The organism is Bradyrhizobium sp. CCBAU 051011 (assembly GCF_009930815.1).
Lineage (GTDB): Bacteria > Pseudomonadota > Alphaproteobacteria > Rhizobiales > Xanthobacteraceae > Bradyrhizobium.
The window spans coordinates 5,853,738-5,878,626 of the sequence record NZ_CP022222.1; the positions used below are offsets into that span (position 1 = coordinate 5,853,738).

Annotated in this window: 20 protein-coding genes; 5 read left to right on the forward strand and 15 right to left on the reverse strand. The window is 64.0% G+C overall.

Going from position 1 to position 24,889, the window contains the following annotated elements:
* Positions 1-3: 3 nt before the first annotated feature.
* The gene (locus tag ACH79_RS27365; RefSeq protein ID WP_161853708.1) at positions 4-1,425 is read left to right on the forward strand and encodes a bifunctional serine/threonine-protein kinase/universal stress protein; all 1,422 of its coding nucleotides are present in this window, start codon (positions 4-6) and stop codon (positions 1,423-1,425) included.
* Between the two features lie 20 nt (positions 1,426-1,445).
* Here the strand turns inward: ACH79_RS27365 and ACH79_RS27370 are convergent, their stop codons facing one another.
* From ACH79_RS27370 to ACH79_RS45210, 3 genes are all read right to left on the reverse strand, one after another.
* Positions 1,446-1,814: a DNA-directed RNA polymerase subunit N gene (locus tag ACH79_RS27370; RefSeq protein WP_161856605.1), complete on the reverse strand. Its 369-nt coding sequence runs from the start codon at positions 1,812-1,814 to the stop codon at positions 1,446-1,448.
* A gap of 586 nt (positions 1,815-2,400) precedes the next feature.
* The gene (gene rpe / locus ACH79_RS27375) at positions 2,401-3,102 is read right to left on the reverse strand and encodes a ribulose-phosphate 3-epimerase (RefSeq protein ID WP_161853709.1); all 702 of its coding nucleotides are present in this window, start codon (positions 3,100-3,102) and stop codon (positions 2,401-2,403) included.
* Between the two features lie 167 nt (positions 3,103-3,269).
* Positions 3,270-3,560: a hypothetical protein gene (locus ACH79_RS45210; RefSeq protein ID WP_371419288.1), complete on the reverse strand. Its 291-nt coding sequence runs from the start codon at positions 3,558-3,560 to the stop codon at positions 3,270-3,272.
* Here ACH79_RS45210 and ACH79_RS27380 point away from each other — a divergent pair.
* Entirely contained in the window at positions 3,559-4,104 is a 546-nt protein-coding gene (locus ACH79_RS27380) for an EF-hand domain-containing protein (RefSeq protein ID WP_371419289.1), read from the forward strand. The two genes, ACH79_RS45210 and ACH79_RS27380, sit on opposite strands and share 2 nt — an antisense overlap.
* A 94-nt stretch (positions 4,105-4,198) precedes the next feature.
* Here the strand turns inward: ACH79_RS27380 and ACH79_RS27385 are convergent, their stop codons facing one another.
* Both ACH79_RS27385 and ACH79_RS27390 read right to left on the reverse strand, forming a co-directional pair.
* Complete coding sequence (locus ACH79_RS27385) at positions 4,199-5,194, reverse strand: P1 family peptidase (protein WP_161853711.1); 996 nt, start codon at positions 5,192-5,194, stop codon at positions 4,199-4,201.
* A 69-nt stretch (positions 5,195-5,263) separates the two neighbouring features.
* Positions 5,264-7,978, reverse strand: coding sequence for a PAS domain S-box protein (locus ACH79_RS27390; protein ID WP_161853712.1), 2,715 nt, complete (start codon positions 7,976-7,978; stop codon positions 5,264-5,266).
* Positions 7,979-8,322: 344 nt separating this feature from the next.
* Here ACH79_RS27390 and ACH79_RS27395 point away from each other — a divergent pair, with 344 nt between their 5' ends.
* The gene (locus ACH79_RS27395) at positions 8,323-8,721 is read left to right on the forward strand and encodes a response regulator (RefSeq protein WP_161853713.1); all 399 of its coding nucleotides are present in this window, start codon (positions 8,323-8,325) and stop codon (positions 8,719-8,721) included.
* Between the two features lie 47 nt (positions 8,722-8,768).
* Here ACH79_RS27395 and ACH79_RS27400 read toward each other — a convergent pair whose 3' ends face one another.
* The 8 genes from ACH79_RS27400 to ACH79_RS27435 all read right to left on the reverse strand — a co-directional run bounded on the left by ACH79_RS27400 (position 8,769) and on the right by ACH79_RS27435 (position 22,439).
* Complete coding sequence (locus ACH79_RS27400) at positions 8,769-10,265, reverse strand: HWE histidine kinase domain-containing protein (RefSeq protein ID WP_161856606.1); 1,497 nt, start codon at positions 10,263-10,265, stop codon at positions 8,769-8,771.
* 16 nt (positions 10,266-10,281) lie between these two features.
* Positions 10,282-16,572: a HAMP domain-containing protein gene (locus tag ACH79_RS27405; protein WP_161853714.1), complete on the reverse strand. Its 6,291-nt coding sequence runs from the start codon at positions 16,570-16,572 to the stop codon at positions 10,282-10,284.
* 252 nt (positions 16,573-16,824) lie between these two features.
* Positions 16,825-17,943, reverse strand: coding sequence for a branched-chain amino acid ABC transporter substrate-binding protein (locus ACH79_RS27410; protein WP_057837325.1), 1,119 nt, complete (start codon positions 17,941-17,943; stop codon positions 16,825-16,827).
* Positions 17,944-18,111: 168 nt separating this feature from the next.
* Positions 18,112-18,846, reverse strand: coding sequence for an ABC transporter ATP-binding protein (locus ACH79_RS27415; RefSeq protein ID WP_161853715.1), 735 nt, complete (start codon positions 18,844-18,846; stop codon positions 18,112-18,114).
* Positions 18,843-19,364, reverse strand: coding sequence for an endonuclease domain-containing protein (locus ACH79_RS27420; RefSeq protein WP_246738150.1), 522 nt, complete (start codon positions 19,362-19,364; stop codon positions 18,843-18,845). The genes ACH79_RS27415 and ACH79_RS27420 overlap by 4 nt, the downstream gene beginning before the upstream one ends.
* A complete protein-coding gene (locus ACH79_RS27425) occupies positions 19,361-20,194 on the reverse strand; it encodes an ABC transporter ATP-binding protein (protein ID WP_161853716.1) in 834 nt (277 codons plus the stop codon). The genes ACH79_RS27420 and ACH79_RS27425 overlap by 4 nt, the downstream gene beginning before the upstream one ends.
* Positions 20,191-21,459: a high-affinity branched-chain amino acid ABC transporter permease LivM gene (gene livM, locus ACH79_RS27430; protein WP_246738729.1), complete on the reverse strand. Its 1,269-nt coding sequence runs from the start codon at positions 21,457-21,459 to the stop codon at positions 20,191-20,193. The genes ACH79_RS27425 and livM overlap by 4 nt, the downstream gene beginning before the upstream one ends.
* 62 nt (positions 21,460-21,521) lie before the next feature.
* Positions 21,522-22,439 (reverse strand): branched-chain amino acid ABC transporter permease LivH, encoded by a 918-nt coding sequence (locus tag ACH79_RS27435; RefSeq protein ID WP_161853718.1) that lies wholly within the window; start codon positions 22,437-22,439, stop codon positions 21,522-21,524.
* A gap of 276 nt (positions 22,440-22,715) precedes the next feature.
* Between ACH79_RS27435 and ACH79_RS43170 the strand changes: the two genes are divergently transcribed.
* On the forward strand, positions 22,716-22,877 hold the full coding sequence (locus ACH79_RS43170; protein WP_202639049.1) for a hypothetical protein: 162 nt from the start codon (positions 22,716-22,718) through the stop codon (positions 22,875-22,877).
* Positions 22,878-23,098: 221 nt separating this feature from the next.
* A complete protein-coding gene (locus tag ACH79_RS27440) occupies positions 23,099-23,602 on the forward strand; it encodes a hypothetical protein (RefSeq protein ID WP_161853719.1) in 504 nt (167 codons plus the stop codon).
* On the opposite strand, the gene ACH79_RS27445 is transcribed toward ACH79_RS27440, so the two are convergent.
* Together ACH79_RS27445 and pcaD are read right to left on the reverse strand one after the other, a co-directional pair.
* On the reverse strand, positions 23,582-23,974 hold the full coding sequence (locus ACH79_RS27445) for a carboxymuconolactone decarboxylase family protein (protein ID WP_161853720.1): 393 nt from the start codon (positions 23,972-23,974) through the stop codon (positions 23,582-23,584). The genes ACH79_RS27440 and ACH79_RS27445 overlap by 21 nt on opposite strands.
* Positions 23,975-24,079: 105 nt before the next feature.
* On the reverse strand, positions 24,080-24,862 hold the full coding sequence (pcaD, locus tag ACH79_RS27450; RefSeq protein WP_161853721.1) for a 3-oxoadipate enol-lactonase: 783 nt from the start codon (positions 24,860-24,862) through the stop codon (positions 24,080-24,082).
* Positions 24,863-24,889 lie beyond the last annotated feature (27 nt).

A 24,889-nucleotide genomic window follows, 5' to 3' on the forward strand; every position in this document is an offset into this window, starting at 1 on the left:
GGGATGGCGAAGCCTGCAATCGCGCCGGGCGCTGAACTTGACGGCTTCATGATCGGCGAGCGCGTCCACCAGGGCGGCATGGCGACGCTGTGGACCGTGACCCATCCCGGCATCACCGTGCCGATATTGATGAAAGTGCCGCGGGTTTCCGAGGGCGAGGATCCAGCCGCCATCGTCTCATTCGAGATGGAGCAGATGATCCTGCCGCGGCTGGCCGGGCCGCACGTGCCGGGCTGCTTCGGCAGCGGCGATTTCGACCGCCAGGCCTATGTCGTCATGGAGCGCATCCCCGGCAAGACGCTTCTGAGCCGGATCGATAAGCTGCCGATCCCCTATGAAGAGGCGAGGGTGATCGGGGGACAGATCGCGACCGCGCTGGCGGACCTGCACCGGCAGAACGTCATCCACCACGACATGAAGCCAAGCAGCATCATGTTTCGGCCATCAGGCGAATGCGTGCTGATCGATTTCGGCCTGTCGCATCACAACCAGTTGCCGGATCTGCTGCAGGAAGAGTTTCGTCTTCCCTACGGCACTGCGCCCTATATGGCTCCCGAGCGCCTGCTCGGCGTTCGCGACGATCCGCGCAGCGATCTGTTTTCGCTCGGCGTGCTCCTGTATTTCTTCACGACCGGCGAGCGGCCGTTCGGCGAGAGCGAAACGTTGCGCGGCATGCGCCGGCGGCTGTGGCGCGATCCCTATCCACCACGCAAATTGCGGCCGGACTATCCGCCATGGCTACAGGAAATCGTGCTGCGCTGCCTGGAGATCGAGCCGGTGTGGCGCCATCCGACGGCTTCCCAACTGGCGTTCGAGCTGGCCCATCCCGATCAGGTCAAGCTGACGGCACGATCGGAGCGGCTAAAGCGCGATCCGCTCAGCACGGTCTGGCGCCGCCGCTTCAACCAGGGCGTGACTTTGCCGAAACCGAAATCCGATGTCGCGGCGCAACTGGCTTCGGGGCCGATCGTGGTCGTTGCGCTCGACACCGAGGAGGGCTCGCCAACCCTCAACGAATGCCTGCGCCGGACCACTGCCCAGCTATTGGCGACATTGCCATCGGCGCGGCTCGCCTGCCTGAACGTGCTCAAGCTCGGGCGCATCACCATCGACCGGACGCTCGACGAGCAGGGCAACAACAAGCATATCGATCGCATGGTCGCGCTCCGGCATTGGGCGCAGCCGCTGGAGCTCGACGAAAGCCGGCTTACGGTGCACGTGCTGGAGGCGATCGATCCCGCGTCGGCGATCCTGGAATTCACCAGGGTCAATCACGTCGATCACATCGTGATGGGCGCGCGACAGAATTCAATGCTGCGCTCGTTGCTTGGCAGCGTTGCCGGTAAAGTCGCCGCCGAAGCCGCCTGCTCGGTGACGGTGGTGCGTCCGCCGCGGTCGGCTGTGGTCGTGGACGGCGAGGGGTAGCGCCGGATCGCGGCGTGCGTTCACTCGAGTGTCTGGACCGGCGGCGCTTTTGAGCGCGGCGGGTTCGGCACGGGATAGCTGGTGGCGCGGCCGCTTCGCTCGGCTGGACCGGCGGATGCGGGGCCGACGGCTTCCGCCCGCGCGCCGCGCACGCTGTCCCGTGACGACTGCCGCCGATGCCGTGACGAGCGCGAGCCCTCCAGTCCCCACGAGCGCGAGATCGAAGGCCCGGCCGTATAGCCGACAAAGGCGCCGGCCACAGCCCCGACCGGACCCAGCACGACGGCGCCGGCGACCGCGCCCAGCGCGGCGTCACCTGCGCGCTGCGCGAGCGCGGCGGAAGGCGCGAGGACCAGGAGCATTGCGGCTGCGGTGAAGGCCTTGATCATATTCTTGTCCCATCCGTGAAAGGCGAGATGCTGATCTGCCTTTATGGCGAGATGCGTGATGCTTTGTGGCCGCAGCATGGACTTTAGGGTTCCATGGCGTGCGGCACGCCGTTGTGGCTTTCCTGCCGCCCCGCTTACGGGGGCCGACGCCGTGCGCGCTCCAGAATGTCGCCGACACCTGAAGGATTTCGAACGCAGCGGAACCCGTAGCGGCCGCTGTAATCGGTATCCGGAGAGCGGTCGATCTTCCCGACGCGAAGTTCAGATGGCCGGCGCCGCGGCCGATGTCGGCTAGCTCGAATGTCTTATCCATGTCTTCAAAGCGCGTCGCCGACACCGTCTGTTTGCCCCAGGCCGTGACCGCGAAAAGCGTCTGCAGGTCGTGCAGCCACATCATCATGCGGGCGACGCCGTCGGGGTGGCCCTGCCAGAGCACGCGCTCGCCGGGTTGAAGTGCTTCGGTCAATAGCCGCTGTAAGGCGCGAGAAAATATCGAGGAAAATATCGTGGTGCGGAGTTCGTCCATGCCCGGTTGGTCGCGACGGGATAAGGAATGGTTCGGCGCGCCGGGGGCGGGCAGTCCACCTCAGACCGCTTCGCCGCGCGCCAGCGCCGCCGCGTGGCGGATCGCGGAAATGTTGGCCTTGTAGCTATCCACGGTGCCGCCCTTGAATACCGCAGAGCCCGCGACGAGCGCGTTGGCTCCGGCGGCGGCGAGCTGGCCGGCGACGTCGGGCGCGACGCCGCCATCGACTTCAATGTCGATCGGACGTCCCGCCGTCATCGCCCTGATATCGCTGACCTTGCCGAGCGCGGACTTGATGAAGGCCTGGCCGCCGAAGCCGGGATTGACCGACATGACAAGCACCAGGTCGATCAGGTCGATGACATATTCGATCGCGCTCGCCGGCGTGCCCGGGTTGAGCGAGACGCCGGCCTTCTTGCCGAGCGCGCGGATCGCCTGCAGCGAGCGGTGCAGATGCGGGCCGGCCTCGGCATGGACGGTGATGTGATCGCAGCCGGCCTTTGCGAACGCCTCGAGATAGGGATCGCAGGGCGAGATCATCAGATGCGCATCAAAGATCTTCTTGGTGTGCGGGCGCATCGCCTTGATGACATCAGGGCCGTAGGAAATGTTCGGCACGAAATGTCCGTCCATCACGTCGAGATGGATCCAGTCGGCGCCCGCCGCGTCCACAGCGCGGACTTCCTCGCCAAGCTTGGCAAAATCCGCCGCCAGGATCGACGGCGCGATGACGAGGGGACGTGACGCAAATTGCTGAGACATGTGCGCTTTCCCGAAACGCTTGCGAGAGGGTGGAACGGCCCCGCGTATCATGCAGAGCGCCCGGGGGCAATGCGGCCGAAAACGTCTCCTGTGGGCGGAAAAATCTGCCGCAGCTTGGCAGTTATTGCCGACCGTGTGGGATCGCAGGGATGCGGGAAAGCTCGGTTTTATTGGGTTTTTCCCGGTGGCACGGCGCTTGCTGCGGGAAGGGGAACACGGTCAGCCGCTGTCTGTGCGGCATGTTGGAGTTCCGCCATGTTCTTTGCTCTGGGCGCCGCGTCGTCGGCCATCGATGCCCTCAAGGCGCTAGCGTCGTCGAAATCATCAACGCCATCCACCGGCGTTAGCGAGAACTCCGCAAACTCGTTCGCTTCGATGACCTCGAATGCGTCGGCTTCGATCGGTCCGGGAGCCGGCTCGGGCGGCACCGGCAGTTCGTCGATATCGCCGGAAACCATGAGCGCGCTGCTCGACGCGCAAAGCCGGTCCTCGACGGGATCGACCACGGCATCCAAGAGCCGCCACAACGCGCTGAAGGACCTGTTCGGGCAGATCGACGGCGACGGTGACGGCAAGATCACCAAGGCGGAATTCGAGGAGGCGCTCGGCGCCGGCGGTACCAATGTCGCGAATGCCGACAGCGTGTTCGGCAAGCTCGACAAGGACGGCGACGGCTCGGTCAGTTTGAAGGAACTGGCCTCGGCGCTGCGGCCCAACAAGGGACACCGCAAATCTGACGACGCCAGCGGTAGCGGCGGATCGGGCTCCGATCCGTTCTCGCAGGCCTTGCAGGGCGCCACCACCACGACCGTCGCCAACAGCGACGGTTCGGTGACGACGTCACTGACCTATGCTGATGGTTCGAAGGTGACGATGACGTCGCCCGCGAGCGGAAGCTCATCCAGCGCGACGTCGTCCTACAATTTCATCGAACAGATGATCCAGCGCCAGGCCCAGGCAATTTCGTCGGGCGCCACCGCATCGCTCTCAATGAGCGCCTAAACACGAGATCCGGCGAGATCCCTTCGGATTGCGACCTTTTTATCTTGAGTATGATCTCTCCGGAAAAGGGGTACCCACTTTTCCGGATCATGCTCTAGCCGAAGCGATCGCCCCACGCCGGTAGCGCACCCAGAAAGGGTAGCGCGGTCGCAGCATGGACGCCGCGCGCAATCGCGCGCGCGACCGTGTTGGCGGCCACCATGCCGAGTTCGGTGAGGCCGAACAGCGGATCGATCGGTTTCTTGCCGGTCGCTGCGGCAAATACCACGTCGCCATCCGTCGTTGCATGGACGGGATAGATGGCGCGCGCCATGCCAGTGTGCGCGATCATTGCCAGCCGTTTGGCCTGCGGTTTTGTCAGCACGGCGTCTGTGACCACGACCACCAGCGTGGTGTTCTCCGCAGGCGTTACCGCCGGTCCGCCCTTCAGACGCGCCCGCAGCATATCCGGCGTGAACGCGGGCGGCAGTCCGCGCCCGCCAAACTCGTTGTCCTTCTCGAACGGCGCCGCCCAGAACCACGGGCCGTCACCGACGGTCACGCTGCCCACCGCATTGACTACCGCAAGCGCACCGACGGTGACGCCGCTTTCGGTCTGTGCGGAAGCGGAGCCAAGGCCGCCCTTTAAATTGGCCGTCGTCGCGCCGAGGCCGGCGCCGACGCTGCCCAGCGCGAAATCGCCGCCCACCGCGCACGCTGCGGCGTAGCCGAGATCGCGATAGGGCGGGAAGCGTCCCCATGCCTTGTTGCCGCCGTTGAGCAAATCGAAGCAGATCGCGCCCGGCACGATCGGGATCAGCGCGTCGCGCACCCGAAAGCCGCGTCCCTGTTCTGCAAGCCACGCCTGTACGCCGCCCGCGGCATCCAGCCCGAGCGCCGAGCCGCCGGAAAGCGCGATGCCATCGATCGCCTCAAGGGTGCTTTCGGGCCTGAGCAGGGCTTCCTCACGGGTGCCGGGGCCGCCGCCGCGCACGTCGATCGACGCGACGGCGGGAGTGTCGAACAGGATGGCGGTGACGCCGGAGGCGAGGGCTTCATCCTGGGCGTGGCCGACGCGAACGCCGGAAACATCGGTGATGAGATTTTTCAAAGCGCCGGTCCCTGGGGCTGCACCCGCGTGGGGTGTGCCATCCACGGATATATCAGCCGCAGGGCTTGCTCAACTGGCAAGCGCCAGTCGGATCATCCGGGCGAGCTCGGATTTGCGATATGGCTTTGCCAGCAGCAGCACGCCGGAATCCAGCCGGCCATGATGAACGATGGCGTTCTCGGTATAGCCCGACGTGTACAGCGTCTTAAGGCCCGGCCGCCGCTTCAGCGCCTCGTCGACGAGCTGCCGACCGTTCATGGTGCCGGGCATGATCACGTCGGTGAAAAGCAGGTCGATGGCAGGCACGTCGTCGATGATGCGCAGCGCATCGGACGCATTGGCCGCCTCCAGCGTGGTGTAGCCCAGGTTCTCGATCTGGGTCATTACATAGCGCCGCACCAGCGCGTCGTCCTCGACCACCAGGACCGTTTCGTTGCCGCCTTCGATATTGGCCGCGACCAGCGCTTCCGCCGCGGTCTGCTGCAATCCCGTTGCCCGTGGCAGGTAGATCTTGACGGAGGTGCCGTGCTCTTCCTCGCTGTAGATCTTGACGTGGCCGCCCGACTGCTTGACGAAGCCGAACACCATGCTGAGACCAAGGCCGGTGCCCCTGCCGACTTCCTTGGTCGTGAAGAAGGGTTCGAATACCCGTTCGAGCAGGGCGGGCGGGATGCCCGAGCCGGTGTCGCTGACGGCGATCATCACGTAATGGCCCGGCGCGACCTCGTCGTGCATGCCCGCGTAGTTTTCGTCGAGGAAGACGTTGCTGGTCTCGAACGCGAGCTTGCCGCCATTGGGCATGGCGTCGCGCGCGTTGATGGCCAGGTTGAGGACGGCCGTGGTGAGCTGGTTCGGATCGGCCAGCGCGGTCCATGCATCCTCGGCCAGCAATGGTGTGATTTCGATGTGTTCGCCGAGCGTGGGTCGCAGCAGCTTCGCCGCTTCCAGCACCAGCGCATTGACGTCGATCTCGAGCGGCTGCAGCGGCTGCTTGCGGGCGAAGGCGAGCAGGTGCTTGGTCAGATTGGCCCCGCGGTCGGCAGCTTCGTCGATCAGCTTGGCAACGGCTGCGAGCTGCGGCTGATCGGCGACGGCTTCCTCGAGAATGCCGATGGTGCCGGTGATCACGGTCAGGATATTGTTGAAGTCATGCGCGACGCCGCCCGTGAGCTGGCCGACCGCGTCCATCTTCTGCACATGCCGCAATTGGGCTTCCGCCGCCTGCTTTTCGGTCAGGTCGCGGCCGATGAAGAAATGGCGGCGGACTGGTTCCGACCACGTCCCGGTCCAATTCAGCGTGACGGACTTGCCGTCCTTGTTGATGTAGCGCGTCTCGAAATTGCGCTTGCGTTTTCCCCGGCGTCCCGCCCGCATCTCCTTGCGGGTGTGTTCGAGATCGTCGGGGTGGATGAAGTTGATCGCGTTGTGTCCGACCATTTCAGACGGTTGATATCCGAGGATGTCGGTGACGCTCGGGCTGACCTGGATCAAATTCCCCATGGAGTCGCTCACCAGGATGAGATCGTTCGAAGATTCAAATATGCGCCGCCGTTCTTCCATCTCCTGGCTAAGCGCCTGCTCGGTTCGCCTGCTTTCCGTAATGTCGCGCGCAATCTTGGAAGCGCCGATGATCTGGCCGGAAGCCGACCTGATCGGGGCGATGCTGAGCGAAACCTCGACGGTGCGTCCGTCCTTGCAGACGCGCGAGGTTTCATAGTGCTCGATCCGCTCGCCGCGGCCGACTCGCTCCAGGATATCTCCGATCTCCGCGCGCCTGTCCGGCGGCACAATGAGATCGATGCTCTTGCCGACCGCTTCCGCCGCCGTGAAGCCGAACAGGCGCTCCGCGGTGCCGTTCCAGCCCGAAATCGTTCCATCTAGCAGATTGGTGATGATGGCATCGTTGGACGATTCGACGACGGCGCTGAACAGGCGCTCGCGTTCGGCCCGAAGATTCCTTTCCGAGACGATTTCCCGGCGCGATGTTCCAAGCAGGCGCGCCAGCTTGCCTTGCAGGCCGACATTATCGATCAGCAATACGGTGAGCACGAAGCTTGCGGCGCACAGGCCGTAGATGCGGCCGAGATAGAAGCCGACATCGAAGCGCGCCACGTTCAGGATCGCCGACAGGGCGATATCGAACAACCAGGCGCTCATCACGACCATCAGCCAGATGTCGAGAACGAAATGCGGCCTGCGCAGCCACAGCACCGCCAATGCCGCGAGGCTCAGGCACCATACGGTGGAGACCACCCCAAGCATGACCGGCGTGTAATGACCGCCGCTCAGAAGGATCGGCAGACGGTCGTGCTGGGCGGTGACGATCCAGGTGAACGCGGCCATCACGGCGCCGACCGCAACGATGCTCGCAATGACGGCCGTGCCGGCCGAGCCTTGCATCTTGTCGTTGTCCGTCGCCTTCAGCAGCGCATAACCGAGCACCAGTAGCGGGAATACGCCGTGCCATACCATGTAGAGCCAAACGGTGGTCTGTGTTCCCGCACCGAGCAGCCCGCTTGGTGCGAACAGGCCGGGAAAGGTGAGGGCGTGGACGATGGCCGCCATGGCCGTGAAAAAATATCCGCTCGCGAGCAGCAGCAGCGCACGCGAACGGGTAATCGCGAACTGTGAGAACAAGAGGACGGCGGTGATCAGGTCGTTGATGGCCAGTGCGGACTGATAGCTCGCAACGAAGGCCGGGACGGGGGAAAGCGGCACACCGGCAAACGGCACGGCGACGGCGAACAGCACTGCCGAGACGCCGACCACGGCGAGCGCGGACATGCGATCGCCACGGGTCGCCGGTAAGGTGGAAAGAAAGATGTTGCGCTCGTCACCCAAATGTCAGCTCCGGAAAAAGTGGCAGCGAACGCACCATCACAAAGGTTTCAAATACGCATAAACAATCCATCCGATGCGGCCGAACATCGAGCCGATACCATCCGCGGGAATCGCCCGTTCGAGATTACGCTAGCGGCGCCTCTGCAGGAATCCCTATCTGAGGAGACAGCAGGGAGCCCGATGAGGGTAACCACCTCTTTACCGACCGGCTGAATAATGCCTGCGGAACCGCCGCGTCCCGCGAATTTCATCGTAAGCTGTTCGCACGACCGATCCGGGAGGCTTCGATGCCCCGCGTGCTTGTTGTTGACGATCAGGCCGCCGTTCGTACGATGATTTCCATCGTGCTGCGCATCCATCAGTTCGAAATCGTGGAGGCAGACAGCGTCGCATCCGCGCTGAAGCTGTTCGACGAAACAAGCTTCGACCTTGCGATCGTCGATATCTTTCTGCAGGGCGCCAACGGCTCGGAATTGATTGCAGCGCTGCGCGCCCACGTGCCGGGCCAGCCCGTGATTGCGATTTCGGGAATGACCGCGCTGGACTTTCTGTCCGGAACGCCGGAATTTTCCGATGTCGTCTGTCTGCAGAAGCCGTTTCGTCCGCCGGATTTGATGCGCGCGATCGAAGCGTCGATGGGATCGGTTCGCCAACGGGGCGGTGCCGTTGCAGGGGCCGCGCTCTAGCCGACCGGCGTATGACAACAGCTTCTGCATGGCTGCTGGTCCGCCGCTTACCGCTCGGCGCGCCGCAGACCGTTGCCGTCGGTGACAGCCTCGGCGAGCGAAACCGGACGGGTGGCAAACTGCCGTTGCGACAAGGGCACCGAGAGGTGGCACAGCAAGCCTTCGTGGCGCCAATCGAATTCGGCCTGGCCGCCGAGCTGCGACTCGATGCTGGCGATCACGCTTCTGGTTCCGAACCCTCGTGACACCGGCTTTTCGACCGGCGGTCCGCCGGTCTCCGACCATGTGATCCTGAGAACGCCTGCCTGGTCCACCTCCCAGATCACCGACAGCCGGCCCGACAACGCGGACAGGGCGCCGTACTTGGCGGAATTGGTGACGAGTTCGTGTAGCGCCAGCGCGACGGTCTGCGCCGTTGCCGGCTCGAGTTGCACTTCGGGACCGGACAAGTCGATCTGCTCACCGGTGGAATAGGGCGCCAGCTCCTCGGCGATCAGCTTCCTTATTTCGGCGCCTTGCCAGCTCGACAATGAGAGCACAGTGTGCACCCGCGCCAGCGCATTGATCCGCCCCTCCACCGAACGGACGTAGGTCTTCACATTGTCGCCGCGCGTCAGCCGGACGATGGATTGCGCCAGCGCCAATGCGTTCTTGGCGCGGTGATCGACTTCCCGCGCCAAGAGGTTCTGCCGCTCCTCGGCCTGCTTGCGCTCCGTGATATCGACGGTGACGCCGCTGACGCGGATGACGCGGCCGCCCTTGTCGGTGCTCGCCGCGGCCGTGCCTGCGCACCAGCGCATCTCGCCATTCGGCCGGATGATGCGGAATTCCGCTTCGTATGATTTCGCGCCGCGGGCGAAGCTCGCCCACGCATCGTGCAATTCCTGAACGTCGTCGGGATGAAACAGCGCCTGGATATTGGCGGGCGTCAGTTCGAACTTGTCGGGATCGACCCCGAGGATCTGGTACTGGCCTTCGTCCCACATGAAGTCGCCGTTGACCCAATCCCAATCCCATGAGCCCATCTTGCCGGCGGCGATCGCGAGACTGCGACGCTGCTCGCTTTCCAGAAGGCGAGCGTGCGATTCCTCCAGTTCGGCGGTCCGGGCGCGCACGCGATCTTCGAGCTCGACGTTGAGGCGCTCGAGCTGGCGCGTCTTGCGATAGAGCTCCGCGAACACCTTGATCTTGGCGCGTAACACCTCCGGCACCACCGGCACCGGAACATAATCGACCGCGCCCATCTCATAGCCGCGCAGCCGGTCGATATCGCTGACCTGGATCGCAGAGATGAAGATCATTGCCGTCTTCTGGAAGCGGGGATGTTCGCGGATCATGGCGGCGAGCTCGAACCCGTCGAGCTCCGGCATGCAGACGTCGACCAGGATGATGGCGACGTCGTTCTTGAGCAGGAACTCCAGCGCTTCGCGCCCGGACGAAGCCTTGACCAGGTTCTCGCCCAGTTCCTTCAGGATGACTTCATAGGCGAGCAGCTTCGCCGGCTGATCGTCAACCAGAAGAATGTTTACCTTTTCCTGATCCATCATCTGCTTACGCTGGTCAGCGGTGTAGCCACATTCGGATGGCGAGCAGCAACTGCTCGGTATTGACGGGTTTGGCGAGATAGTCCGAAGCGCCGGCTTCGAGGCATTTCTCGCGGTCGCCTTTCATTGCCTTGGCGGTCAACGCGATGATCGGCAGGCGGCCGAAGGACGGGTTTTGCCTGATGACGCCAATGGTCTGATATCCGTCCATTTGCGGCATCATGATATCCATCAACACGATGGCGATGTTGGGGTTCGATTCGACCAGCGCAATCGCCTCATGGCCGGTGGTTGCGGTTAATACCTTCATACCGCGACGTTCCAGCACGCTGGAAAGGGCAAAGATGTTGCGGGCGTCGTCGTCGACCAGCAGCGCGGTCTTGCCAACCAGATCCTCATCGGAACTGTTGAGCTTCTCCAGCATCCTCTGCTTCTCGACCGGCAATTCCGTGATCACACGGTGCAAAAACAGCGACGTTTCGTCGAGCAACCGTTCCGGCGACTCGACGCCTTTCACCACGATGCTTCGTGCCATGGTGTGAAGTTCCGCATCTTCCTCGGCCGAAAGTTCCCGTCCGGTGAACACCACGACCGGCACGTTCGACAGCGTTTCGTCCATGCGGAGACGGTCGAGCACCTCGAAGCCGCTCATGTCGGGCAGTCGCAGATCCAGAACGACGCAGTCGCACGGCTGGTTCCGCAACGTCGACAACGCTTCGGCGCCGGTATCGGCGGTCAGGATCTCGATGTCGTCGTGCCCGAGCAGTTCGGTGATGCTCATCTGCTCGGCCGCGTTGTCCTCCACGATCAGAAGGCGCTTGCGGCGGGGTTTGGCGTACTCCTTGATCTGCGACAGCGCCGCGCTGACGCCTTCCGTCGTCGTCGGCTTGTTGACGAAGGAGAACGCACCGCGCGCCAGCGCATGCTGGCGGTCTTCGTCGAGCGTGATGATCTGCACCGGAATGTGCCGCGTCAGCGGATTGTGCTTGAGCTGGCTCAGCACGGTCCAGCCCAGCATATCCGGCAGGAAGACGTCGAGCGAAACCGCGGCCGGCTGGAACTGCTTGGCGAGTTCGAGCGCCTCAGCGCCGCGGCTGGCGACCAGCACCTTGAAGTTCTTGTCGCGGGCGAGGTCGATCAGCACCCGCGCATAATGCGGATCGTCCTCGACGATCAGGAGAATGGTGTCTCCCGGCTCGAGGTTGAGGCGGTCGTCGGGTAATTGCTCGATGGCCCGCTCCTGCGTCGAAGCGACCTGCAGCGCCGGCGCCGGCGTGAATGGCGAGGGGGCAGGGGTGCGCGGCGCGATCGTGGGGCCGGAATATTTCAGCGGCAGATACAGCACGAAGGTGCTGCCCTTGCCGGGCGCGCTGCGCAGATGGATTTCGCCGCCGAGCAGGCTTGCGAGCTCACGGCTGATCGCAAGGCCGAGGCCGGTACCGCCGTATTTGCGGCTGGTGCCGGCGTCCGCCTGCTGGAACGCCTCGAAGATCAGCTTCTGCTTCTCCAGGGGAATGCCGATGCCGGTGTCGGTCACCTCGAAGGCGACGACGGCGGGCGCATGATTGAGGATCGGGTGCTCGGCGCTCCAGCCGCCGACTGCGGCCGATACCTTCAGCTCCACGCCGCCCTCGGCGGTAAATTTGAACGCGTTCGACAGCAGATTTTTCAGAACCTGCTGCAGGCGCTTGGAGTCGGTCACCATGCTGCGGCTCAAATTCTCGTCGACCGAGATCTTGAACGACAGGCGGCGGTTTTCAGCCTCGTGCTTGAACGGCCGCCCCACGGTCTCGAGCAGATTCGAGGTCAGGATCTCCTCGGCATCGACCGTCACCGTGCCGGATTCGATCTTCGACAGGTCGAGGATGTCGCTGATCAGGTTGAGAAGGTCGGTGCCGGCGCCGTGGATGGTGCGGGCGAACTCGACCTGCTTCGCCGACAGATTGCCGTCGGGATTCTCGGTGAGCTGCTGGCCAAGGATCAGGATGCTGTTGAGCGGCGTGCGCAGCTCGTGAGACATGTTGGCGAGGAATTCGGACTTGTATTTCGACGTCAGCGCAAGTTCCGTTGCCTTTTCCTCGAGCGCGCGCCGCGCCTGTTCGATTTCCTGATTCTTTCTCTCCACCTCGACGTTGCGTTCGGCGAGCTGCTGCGCCTTCTGCTCGAGCTGTTCGTTGGTCTGCTGCAATTCCTTCTGCTGCGTCTGCAATTCGCCGGCGAGCTGCTGGGATTGTTTCAACAGGCCCTCGGTCTGCATCGTGGCCTCGATGGAGTTGAGCACGATGCCGATGCTGTCGGTCAGTTGCTCCAGGAAGGTCATCTGTGAGGTCGTGAACGAGGAGATGGAGGAAAGCTCGATCACGGCCTTGACCTGGTTCTCGAACAACACCGGAAGCACGACGATATTCCGGGGGATCACGCGCAGCAGCGCCGAATTGACCGGCGCCGTATCGTGGGGAATGTCGGCTATCAGCCGCTGGCGCTTGTCCATGGCGCACTGGCCGATCAGGCCCTCGCCGAACTGCACGATCAGTGGATGCGGGATGGCGCCGTCGCCGGCGTAGGACGAGAGCAGGTGCAATTGCGGGTAGTCGGCGGTCTCGACCTGATAGATCACGCCCATATGCGCGTTGACCAGCGGCGCCAGTTCGGTCAGCAGCAGCCGGCCCACGGTGGAGAGCTCGCGCTGCCCCTGCAGCATGTTGGTGAAGCGGGCGAGGTTGGTCTTCAGCCAGTCCTGCTCGGTGTTGACCTGCGTCGTGAGGCGCAGGTTGCCGATCATCGTGTTGATGTTGTCCTTGAGTTCGGCGACTTCGCCGCGGGCATCGACCTGGATCGAGCGGGTGAGGTCGCCCTTGGTCACGGCGGTCGCCACTTCCGCGATCGAGCGCACCTGCGAGGTCAGGTTGGCGGCGAGCAGGTTGACGTTGCCGGTGAGGTCCTTCCAGGTGCCGGCCGCGCCGGGCACGTTGGCCTGGCCGCCGAGGCGCCCCTCGACGCCGACTTCGCGCGCCACGCTGGTCACCTGATCGGCGAAGATCGCCAGCGTCTCGGTCATGTTGTTGATGGTGTCGGCAAGCGCTGCGACTTCGCCCTTCGATTTCACGGTCAGATTCTGCTTCAGATCGCCGTTAGCGACCGCGGTCACGACCTTGACGATGCCGCGCACCTGTTCGGTCAGATTGGCCGCCATGAAGTTGACGGTGTCGGTGAGGTCCTTCCAGGTGCCGGCGACGCCGGGGACCTGCGCCTGACCGCCGAGCTTGCCCTCGGTGCCGACTTCGCGCGCCACGCGCGTCACTTCGCCGGCGAAGGCGTTGAGCTGGTCGACCATCGTGTTGATGGTGTTCTTCAGTTCGAGAATTTCTCCCTTCACGTCCACCGTGATCTTGCGCGACAGGTCGCCGCGCGCCACGGCGGTCGTGACTTCGGCGATGTTGCGGACCTGTGTGGTCAAGTTGGCCGCCAACAGGTTGACGTTGTCGGTGAGGTCCTTCCAGGTGCCGCCGACGCCGGGCACCACGGCCTGGCCGCCGAGCCGTCCCTCGGTGCCGACCTCGCGCGCGACGCGCGTCACTTCGGCGGCGAACGAACGTAGCTGCTCGACCATCGTGTTGAGGGTGTCCTTGAGCAGCAGGATTTCGCCGCGCACGTCGACCGTGATCTTCTTGGACAGGTCGCCGCCGGCGATGGCGGTTGCGACCTCGGCGATGTTGCGGACCTGCGCGGTCAGGTTCGAGGCCATGAAGTTGACGTTGTCGGTGAGGTCCTTCCAGGTGCCGGCAACTTCAGGCACCTGGGCCTGGCCGCCGAGCTTGCCTTCGGTGCCGACCTCGCGGGCCACGCGCGTCACTTCGGAAGCGAAGGCGTTGAGCTGGTCCACCATCGTATTGACGGTGTTCTTCAGCTCGAGAATCTCGCCCTTGACGTCGACGGTGATCTTTTTCGAGAGGTCGCCCTTCGCCACCGCGGTCGTTACTTCGGCGATGTTGCGGACCTGGCCGGTCAGATTGCCGGCCATCGAGTTGACGTTGTCGGTGAGGTCTTTCCAGGTGCCGGCGACGCCGGGCACGTTGGCCTGACCGCCCAATCGACCCTCGGTGCCGACCTCGCGCGCCACGCGCGTCACCTCACCGGCGAAGCGGTTGAGCTGGTCGACCATCGTGTTCAGAGTTTCCTTGAGCTGCAGGATCTCGCCGCGCACGTCGACCGTGATTTTTCGCGAGAGGTCGCCGCCCGCGATCGCGGTCGCCACTTCCGCGATGTTACGGACCTGGGCGGTGAGGTTGCCCGCCATCGAGTTCACCGAGTCCGTCAAGTCCTTCCAGGTGCCGGCGACGCCGGGCACTTCGGCCTGGCCGCCGAGCTTGCCGTCGGTGCCGACCTCGCGCGCGACGCGCGTCACTTCGCCGGCAAAGGCGTTGAGCTGGTCGACCATCGTGTTCAGCGTTTCCTTCAGCTGAAGGATTTCCCCTGATACGTTCACCGTGATCTTCTTCGACAGGTCGCCTTTCGCCACGGCGGTCGCGACTTCCGCGATGTTGCGGACTTGGGCGGTGAGGTTGCCGGCCATCGAATTGACGTTGTCGGTGAGGTCTTTCCAGGTGCCGGCGACGCCGCGCACGTTGGCCTGACCGCCGAGCTTGCCTTCGGTGCCGACTTCGCGAGCGACGCGCGTGACTTCGCCGGCGAAGGCGTTGAGCTGGTCGACCATCGTGTTGATGGTGTCCTTCAGCTCCAGAATTTCGCCGCGCACGTCCACCGTGATCTTCTTCGACAGGTCGCCATTGGCGACCGCGGTCGTCACCTCGGCGATGTTGCGGACCTGCGCCGTCAGGTTGGACGCCATCGAGTTGACGCTCTCGGTGAGATCCTTCCAGGTGCCGGCGACGCCGAGCACGTTGGCCTGGCCGCCGAGCCGTCCCTCGGTGCCGACTTCGCGCGCGACGCGCGTGACCTCGCCGGCGAAAGCATTGAGCTGGTCGACCATCGTGTTCAGCGTTTCCTTCAACTGAAGGATTTCGCCCGACACGTTGACGGTGATCTTCTTGGAGAGGTCGCCGCCGGCAATGGCGGTCGCGACGTCGGCGATGTTGCGGACCTGCGCCGTCAGGTTGGAAGCCATGAAGTTGACGTTGTCGGTGAGGTCCTTCCAGGTGCCGGCAACACCAGGCACCTGGGCCTGACCGCCCAGCTTGCCTTCGGTGCCGACCTCGCGGGCGACGCGGGTCACTTCCGACGCGAACGAGTTGAGCTGGTCGACCATCGTGTTGATGGTGTCCTTCAGCTCCAGGATTTCGCCGCGGACGTCGACCGTGATCTTGCGCGAGAGGTCGCCACGGGCCACCGCGGTGGTGACGTTGGCAATGTTGCGGACCTGGGCGGTGAGGTTGCCGCACATGGCGTTGACGGAGTCGGTCAGATCCTTCCAGGTGCCGGCGACGCCGGGCACGATGGCCTGGCCGCCGAGCTTGCCGTCGGTGCCGACCTCGCGGGCGACGCGGGTCACTTCGGAGGCGAAGGAGCGAAGCTGGTCCACCATCGTGTTGATGGCTTCCTTGAGCTGCAGGATTTCGCCGCGGACGTCGACCGTGATCTTTTTCGACAGGTCGCCATTGGCCACCGCGATGGTGACCTCGGCGATGTTGCGGACCTGGCCGGTGAGGTTGTTGGCCATCGAGTTGACGCTCTCGGTCAGGTCCTTCCAGACGCCGGTCACTTCCGGCACCTGGGCCTGGCCGCCGAGCTTGCCCTCGGTGCCGACTTCGCGCGCCACGCGCGTCACTTCCGAGGTGAATACGCCGAGCTGCTTGATCATCGTGTTGACGATGGTGGCCGACTGCAGGAATTCGCCGCCAAGTGGGCGGCCGTCGACATCGAGCTGCACGGTTTGCAACAGATCGCCTTGGGCCACGGCGGCAACCGCGCGCGTGACTTCGCGGGTCGGCCACAGCAGGTCGTCGATCAGGGTGTTGACGGAGCCTTCCATGTCCGCCCACGAGCCGCTCGCGAGGTCGAACTTGACGCGCTGGCGCGTCTTGCCTTCGCGCCCCACCACCTGGCCGACGCGCTCCAGCTGCTGCGCCATGCGCTGGTTGGCAGCGACGATCTCGTTGAAGGTGTCGGCGATCTTGCCCTCGATCCCGAGGTGGTCGCCGGTCATTCGCACCGAGAAATCGCCAGCGCGCATCGCCTGCAAAGCGTGCAAGAGATCCTGTAGCGGATCGGATGCGCCGTTGGCGGCAGGTGGATTGGATTTGGCGACCCGGCGAGCGGAGGGTGATGCTCCAGGGGAAAGGTCGCTCATGGTGTTTCCTCGGCCAGTTCGCTCGAATCCCATGGCTGAGATGCGATTTCACGGATAGAACCGCTGCCCCATCGGCAGATCAAGTCGGAATAACGGTTAAGGTCGTGAAATCAATGACATGGAACTCAGCCCCATGTTCCCAATGCATCGGGAACCCGATAGTTCCATTGGTCCCGAAATTATTTGGAACCCGAAGCGAAAACGCCTCGGCATGGCCGAGGCGTTGATCTTTTCATCCGATCTCCGAGGGGATCAGGAGCCCTTCGGATTGATCTCGGTGTAGTTGCCCTTTGCGTCCCACTTGTAGACGACGTAGTCGATCACCTTGATGTCGCCCTTGGCGTCGAAGCCCAGCTTGCCGAGCACGGTGTCCCATTCGCCGGCCTTGATGGTCTCCATCACCTTCTTCGGATCGGTGGTCTTCGCCTTCGCCACTGCCTGTGACCAGACCTGCATCGTGGCGTAGGTGTAGAGGGTGTAGCCTTCGGGATCGATATTCTTGGCCTTGAACTTCTCGACGATCGCTTTCGCGGTCGTCTTGTTGCGCGGATCGGGACCGAAGGTGAACAGCGTGCCTTCGGCGGCCGGACCCGTGATCGAGGCGAATTCCTTGTCGTTCAGGGCGTCGCCCGCCATCAACACCGTCTTGAGGCCCTGATCGCGCATCTGGCGCAGGATCAAGCCTGCTTCCTGATGATAGCCGCCGACGAAGACCAGATCGACGTTGTCGCGCTTCAGGCGGGACACGATCGAGTTAAAATCCTTGTCGCCCTTGTTGTAGGATTCGAACATCTTCTCGGTGACGCCGGCCTTGTTGAGCGCTTTCTTGGTTTCGTCGGCGAGGCCTTTGCCGTAGGTGGTCTTGTCGTTGAGGATGGCGACGTTCTTGCCCTTGTAGTTCTTGACGATGTAGTCGGCGGCAACCAGGCCCTGCTGGTCGTCGCGGCCGCAGACGCGCGCCACGTTCCAGAGCTTGCGCTCAGTGAACAGCGGGTTGGTCGAGGCCGGCGTGATCTGCAGAACGTTGCCGTCAGCGTAAGCTTCCGACGCCGGGATCGACGAGGACGAGCAGAAGTGACCGGCAACGAACGGGATCTTGGCGCTGGCAAACTTTTCCGCCACCGAGCGCGCCTGCTTGGGATCGCAGGCATCGTCGCCGACCTGTAGCGCCAGCTTCTTGCCGAGCACGCCGCCGGCGGCGTTGATGTCGGCCACCGCCTGTTCGGCGCCGTTCTTCATCTGCCGACCGAACGCGGATTCGCCGCCCGTCATCGGGCCCGCCACTGCGATGGAGATGTCCTGCGCCAGCGCGGTGGTCGACAGCGCCAATGATGCGCCCAATGCCAGGCCGATGAGTTTCAATGATTTCATGAGGTATCCTCGCGGGTTGCTCGATTTCCGGGATACACCCGGCGGGCCGGGTGCGAAAACCGCGTCCATTGTCGGCTGATTTTACCGCGAAGTCATCGGCAATTTTCGGGCAAACCCGCCGTCCCATCGCAGCATCTTGCCGCATCGGGCGCCAGGGTTGGCGGAACGTTACTCTCGCCGGCCGCCTTCCAGATAGGCGGCGCGGATTTCCGGGCGCTGCAGCAATTCGCTGCCGGTTCCGGAGAGCGTAATCAGGCCGTTGACCATGACATAGCCACGATGGGCCAGTTTCAGCGCGTGGTTGGCGTTCTGTTCGACGATCAGAACGGTCAGGCCGTCCTGCCGGTTCAGGGTCCTTATCGCATCGAAAATCTGCCGCGCGATCAGGGGGGCCAGTCCCAGCGACGGCTCGTCCAGCATCAACAGGCGAGGGCGGCTCATCAGGGCCCGGCCGATCGCCAGCATCTGCTGCTCGCCGCCGGACAAGGTGCCGCCGCGCTGGGTCATGCGTTCCTTGAGCCGCGGGAACAGCGCGAACACGCGCTCCAGGCTGATCGCCCGGTCGGACTCGCTGCTGTCGGTCGCGTCGGCGCCCATCTGCAGGTTTTCCGCCACGCTCATGCGCGGGAAGATGCGCCGGCCCTCCGGGGATTGCGCGATGCGCAGCCGCGCAATGTCATGCGTCGGCACGCCAGTGATGTCCTGGCCGTCGAATTCGATGCGGCCGGAGCGGGCGCGGGGCCGGCCGAAAATCGTCATCATCAGCGTCGACTTGCCGGCGCCGTTGGCGCCGATCAAAGCGACGATTTCGCCGGCATTGATATCGAGATCGACGCCCTTCAGCGCCTCGATCTTGCCGTAGGCCGCGCGCAGCGAGCGGATCGCGAGCAGGGGAGTCGTCATGGCTCGCCCCCTTTGCCGTCGGGCGTGAATGCTTCGATTCTCCCTCCCCCTGAAAGGGAGAGGGTTGGGGTGGGGGTTGTCGCCGCTTGCGCAAGCCTCTCGGTGTGCGCGAGCAGGTCGCTGAGCACGCCCTCAAGATTCAACAGGACATCATTGTTCCAGTAGCGGACGACCGTGACGCCCTTCTCGGCAAGCCAATGCGTTCGGCGATCGTCGGATTCCTTCGTTAGTTCGGCATGCTGTCCGCCGTCCACCTCGACGGCCAGGCGAAGTGGTGCACAATAAAAATCGACTATGAACGGACCGATGGGATGCTGCTTTCTGAAAGAAAGACCGTTGAGCTGAGCGCGGCGCAGCGCACGCCATAACTTAGTTTCGGCGTCGGTCATGTTTGCGCGGAGATTTCGTGCGCGCGCGGTCACAGCTTTCGTGCGGGAAAAGCGTGACCCCCACCCGCCCGCTTCGCGGTCGACCTCCCCCTTGCAGGGGGAGGTGGGTTTATCGCCGGCCGCGCTCACGTGCCGCTCTCCATCACCGCGATCGCTTCCTCCTCGTCGGTGCCGAGATAGGCGGCGATCACCTTGGGATCGTCGCGGATGTGCTTCGGCGTGCCCTCTGCGATCTTGACGCCGTGATCCATCACGACGACGTGGTCGGAGATTTCCATCACCACGCTCATGTCGTGCTCGATCAGGAGGATCGAGGTGCCCTGGTCGGCGCGGATCGAGAGCAGCAGTTCGCTTAAAGCGGCGCTTTCCCGCGCATTCAATCCGGCGGCCGGTTCGTCGAGGCACAGCAGCGCGGGCTCGGTGCACATCGCGCGCGCGATTTCCAGGCGCCGCTGGTCGCCATAGGGCAGGTTGCCGGCGGCATCGTCGGCGCGATCCAGAAGCCCGATGCGGTCAAGCCAGGTCCGCGCCAGGTCGATCGCGGCCTGTTCGGCGTTGCGCCAGGACGGCGCGCCGATCAGGCCGAGAAACGTCAGGCCGGAGGCACGCATCAGTGCATTGTGCTGCGCCACCATCAGGTTCTCCAGCGCCGTCATGCCAGGAAACAGGCGGATGTTCTGGAAGGTGCGCGCGACCCGGGCCAGCTTGGCGATCCGGAAATCGTTCAGCCGTTCGAGCTGTATAGTGCGGCCGTCATCATGGGTGAGGCGAATGGCGCCCGAGGTCGGCTTGTAGAAACCGGTGATGCAGTTGAATACGGTGGTCTTGCCGGCGCCGTTAGGCCCGATCAGCGCGGTGATCTTGCGGCGTTCGGCGTTAAACGTGAGCTCGTTGACGGCGACGATGCCGCCGAAGCGCATCGACAGCCGGTCGACGGACAGGATGTGATCGCCGCTCATCCGTGGCCCTCCTTGACGAGGTCGGACGAGATCGCTTCCTTTCGCGTGAGGAACACGGTCGGCGCGCGATGGCCGATCAGGCCGCGCGGCCGCCAGATCATCAGCAGCACCATCGCCATGCCGAACACCAGCATGCGGTACTGGTCGAGCCCGCGGAACAGCTCGAAGCCGCCGATCATGGCGAGCGCAGCGAGCGCTACGCCGAGCTGCGAGCCCATGCCGCCCAGCACCACGATCGCCAGCACCAGCGCCGATTCATGGAAGGTGAAGGATTCCGGGCTGATGAAGCCCTGCCGTGTCGCGAAGAACGCGCCAGCAAAACCGCCGAACATCGCCCCCGTTGCAAACGCCGTCAGCTTGGTCGTGGTCGTATTGATGCCGAGCGCGCGGCAGGCGACCTCGTCCTCGCGCAGCGCCTCCCAGGCGCGGCCGAGGGGAAGGCGGCGCAGCCGGATCGTGACCCAGTTGGTGAGCAGCGCCAGCGCCAGGATAATGTAAAACAGAAATACGATGCGGTGGGTCGGCGAGAATTCGATGCCGAGCAGGGCCGCAAGCCCGTCGTCAGCAGGCGTGAGCGGGATGCCGAACAGGGTTGGCCTCGGAATGCCGGTGACGCCGTTCGGCCCGCCGGTTACGCTCTGCCAGTTGATCAGGACGAGGCGGATGATCTCGCCGAAGGCCAGCGTGACGATCGCGAGATAGTCGCCGCGCAGCCGCAGCACGGGAAAGCCGAGCAGCACTCCCCAGAACGCGGCGAGAATGCCGGCGAGCGGCAGGCAGATCCAGAACGACAGTCCGAAATTGGTGGCAAGCAGGGCATAGGAATAGGCGCCCACCGCGTAGAACGCGACATAGCCGAGGTCGAGCAGGCCGGCGAGGCCGACGACAACGTTCAGCCCCCATCCAAGCATGACGTAGGTCAGCACAAGGATGGCGAGGTCGAGAATGTAGCGCTCGTTGTAGAACAGCACCGGTACCAGGAAGGTGAACACCAGCAGCACCGGGGCGACCAGGCGTCCGGCAAGCGACAGCGCGCTCCGCACCGGAGCGGGGACCACCCTGATCGTTTCGACCGGCCCCCACCATTGCCGCAGCAGCTCGATGAGGATGCTGCCGCCGAACACGGCCGCCACCATGGCGGCTAGGTCGCCAAAGCGCGTCCAGTAGGTCAGTTGCCCGTCCGGTCCCGCTTCGGTGCGCACGCCGATCATCAGCGAAAACAGCACCAGCGCCACCAGTGCGCTGATCAGCGACTTCTTGAGGATGAAAGCGGCGCCCGGAGCGCGCGAGGTTTGGACGGCGGGGTTTGCGCTCACGCGGCGGCCCGTCAGACTTTTTCGACTTCGGGCCGGCCGAGCAGGCCGGTCGGAAGGAAGATCAGGACCACGATCAGGATCGAGAACGCGGCGACGTCCTTGTATTCGACCGAGAAATAGGCCGACCACAGCGTCTCGATCAGGCCGATCAGGAGCCCGCCGAGCATCGCGCCGGGCAGCGAGCCGATGCCGCCGAGCACAGCCGCGGTGAACGCCTTGATGCCGGCGACGAAGCCCATGAAGAAATCGACCAGGCCGTAATAGAGCAGGTACATCATGCCGGCGACGGCGGCGAGCGCGGCGCCGATCACGAAGGTCATGGAGATGGTGCGGTCGACGTCGACGCCGAGCAGCGAGGCCATGGTCTGGTCCTGCTCGCAGGCGCGCATGTCGCGGCCGAGCCGCGTGCTCGACACCAGCCAGGTGAACAGTGCGAGCAGCACCACGGTGGTGACGACGACGATGATCTGGATGTTGGAAAGCTGCACGACAAAGCCTTCAGCGCCCTCGTGCAGCGTATAGCCGCCGGTGATGATCGGCGGCACCGGTTTGACGCGGGCGCCCTGGGCGACCTGCGAATAATTGGTCAGCACGAATGACATACCGATGGCGGAGAGCATCGGCGCCAGGCGGAACGAGTGCCGCAGCGGCCGGTAGGCGATGCGCTCGACCGTCCAGCCATAGAGCGCGGTGATCGCCATCGACACCAGCAACACGACGAGGAGGATCAGCGGGATGGCGGTGAGGCCGAACGAGACCAGGATCAGGAAGGTGATCAGGGCGATGAAGCCGCCGATCATGAAAATATCGCCATGGGCGAAATTGATCATGCCGACGATGCCGTAGACCATGGTGTAGCCGATGGCGATCAGGCCGTAGATCGAGCCGAGCACGAGGCCGTTGATGAGTTGCTGGGCGAAGTAATCCATGCGCTGCCGTTTTTTGTATGAGGACGCGGCGAGAGCTCCGGCAGCCCATGACGACGCGTCGTGTCGTTTTCTAACAGGTGGGAACCGGCGGCGGCAACAGCGCCGGGTGCGGCTTAATTGGCTTGTACAGAGCTAGTTTTTGCGCAGCGGTTCCCCCGTCACAGTCCGGACACGGCTTTGCCTTCCGATGATCGCAACCGGAACTGCTGTTCCGCAGCAACCAATGCCGCGCCCCTCCGTTGATTCGGGCTACGTCTAAACAACGGAGATCCCTCGATGAACAAGATGAACCAGAACCCGGGTCAGCAGAACCAGAATCCGGGTCAGAAGCCTGGACAGCAGCAGCAGGGTAGCGGTCAGAAGCCGGGCCAGCAGCAGCAGGATCCGGGACGTCAGGGACAGAACCCTGGTCAGGGAAACCCCGGCCAGGACCGCTAGCCGGACTGGTTGGTTAGACTAAAGAAGGTCCCGCCGCGAGGCGGGACTTTTCTTTTATGTGCGCTTCAGCCGTGATCGGGACGCGGGTGCAGGAGGTGACAAGCGGGGTCGGGGCATTAAGGTAAACAAATGGTTTAAATTGCCGCTCGCGATCGATGGGCGTTACGTCGCCCGCTAAACCGGCGCCTTCCACCGGGCCGGCGGAGCAAGCGGGAAGCGACATGGCTGGAAACTGGCGGATCAGCTCATTCAACGGCGTGCTGCTGGCGGCCTATTTCATTCCGGTCTGGACCAGCACGGCCTCCAACATCATGGTTTCGCCGATCCATGGTCTCTACCAGCGGCCGAATATTTCGCTGGCGCTGTTCGTCAGCGATCATCTGCAACTCTCCGGCCTTTCCACTGTCCGCGTCGCCTGGCTGCTGGCGCTGGGGCGCATGACCGTGGTGGCGTTCCTTGCGGCGTTTCTGGTCTTCATCAGCCGCGCGTCGATCCGAAGAAGCGGCGGCTGTGACGAAGCGCTCGGCATTGCGCTCGCGCTCGGCAGCGTGATGAGTTTTGCCGGCGTGGTGATGGCCTCGCAGGTCGGCGAGACCGCGGCGCTGCGGCTGCATGCAGCCGAGCTGATGATGATGCTTGGTACCATTATCGTCATGCTGGTCGAGCGGCCGGCGCAGCCGCAGGCTGAGGCGGCGCCGGGCCAGCTAAGCCTTCAGCAAACCTAGCTCCGCGATGATCGCGCCGGCTTCCTTCACGGCGTGGTTGGCCGCCGGCACGCCGCAATAGATCGCCTGCTGCAGCAATATTTCCTTGATGTCGTCGGGCGTGAAGCCGCCTTCGCTAAGTGCTGCGCGCACATGCAGGCGGAATTCATCCCATTGTCCCAGCGCCACCATGGTGCCGATGACGAGCACCCGGCGGGTGCGGTGGTCGAAATGCGGCCGGGTCCAGATATCGCCCCAGGCATAGCGGGTGATCAGGTCCTGGAAATCGGTATTGAACGCGTTGCGGTTCTTGATCGACTTGTCGACCCACTCGTTGCCGAGCACCTTGCGGCGCTGAGCCATGCCGTCGTCGCGGCGTTGGTTGTCGTCCATTGTACCTCCCAGAGTCGTCATTCCGGGGCGATGCGCAGCATCGAACCCGGAATCTCGAGATTCCGGGTTCGCCTCTTCGAGGCGCCCCGGAATGACGACGATCGTCTACCGTTGCGTCAAAAAACCGATCACTGCATCAGTGAAAGCGTGCGGCTGCTCGACGTTGGAAATATGCGCGGCGTCGAGCAGCGTCATGCTGGCGCCGGGAATCCGGCTGCGCATGAATTCGCCGTCCGCGACGGTCGTCGACATGTCGTGACGGCCGGCGATGATCAGCGTCGGGCTCTTGATCTTGGGCAGCAGCTCGCGCTGGTCGAGCGTCGACAGCGCCTCGCAGCAGGCGATGTAGCCCTCGACCGGCGTCGTCAGCATCATCGCCTTCATGTTGGCCGCGATCTGCGGCTCGCGCTCGCGAAAATCCGCCGTCAGCCAGCCCGCCAGCACGGCATCGGCGACCGCGGCGATGCCGCCTTCCTTCACCGCCTTGATGCGGTCGTTCCAGCGCGTCGGGTCCGGGTAATAGCAGGTGGTGTTGGCCAGGATGATCTTGCCGAACCTGTCAGGCGCGTTGGCCCCCAGCCATTGTCCGACCATGCCGCCCATCGACAGGCCGCACCAATGCGCCTTCGCGATGTTGAGGTCGTCAAGGATCGCCAGCACGTCGCGGCCGAAGCGCTCCAGAGAGTAGGGGCCGGGCGGCACGCTCGACTTGCCATGGCCGCGGCGGTCGTAGCGGATGACGCGGAACACCTGCGTCAGCGCCTTCATCTGTGGCTCCCACATCTGCATGGTCGAGCCCAGCGAATTCGACAGCATCAGCGTCGGTCCGCCGTCGCGGCCTTCGACGGATACGTTGAGCAGGCACCCGTCGGCGTCGATCATCGGCATGGCTTTTTTCCTCGTCATGCGCGGGCT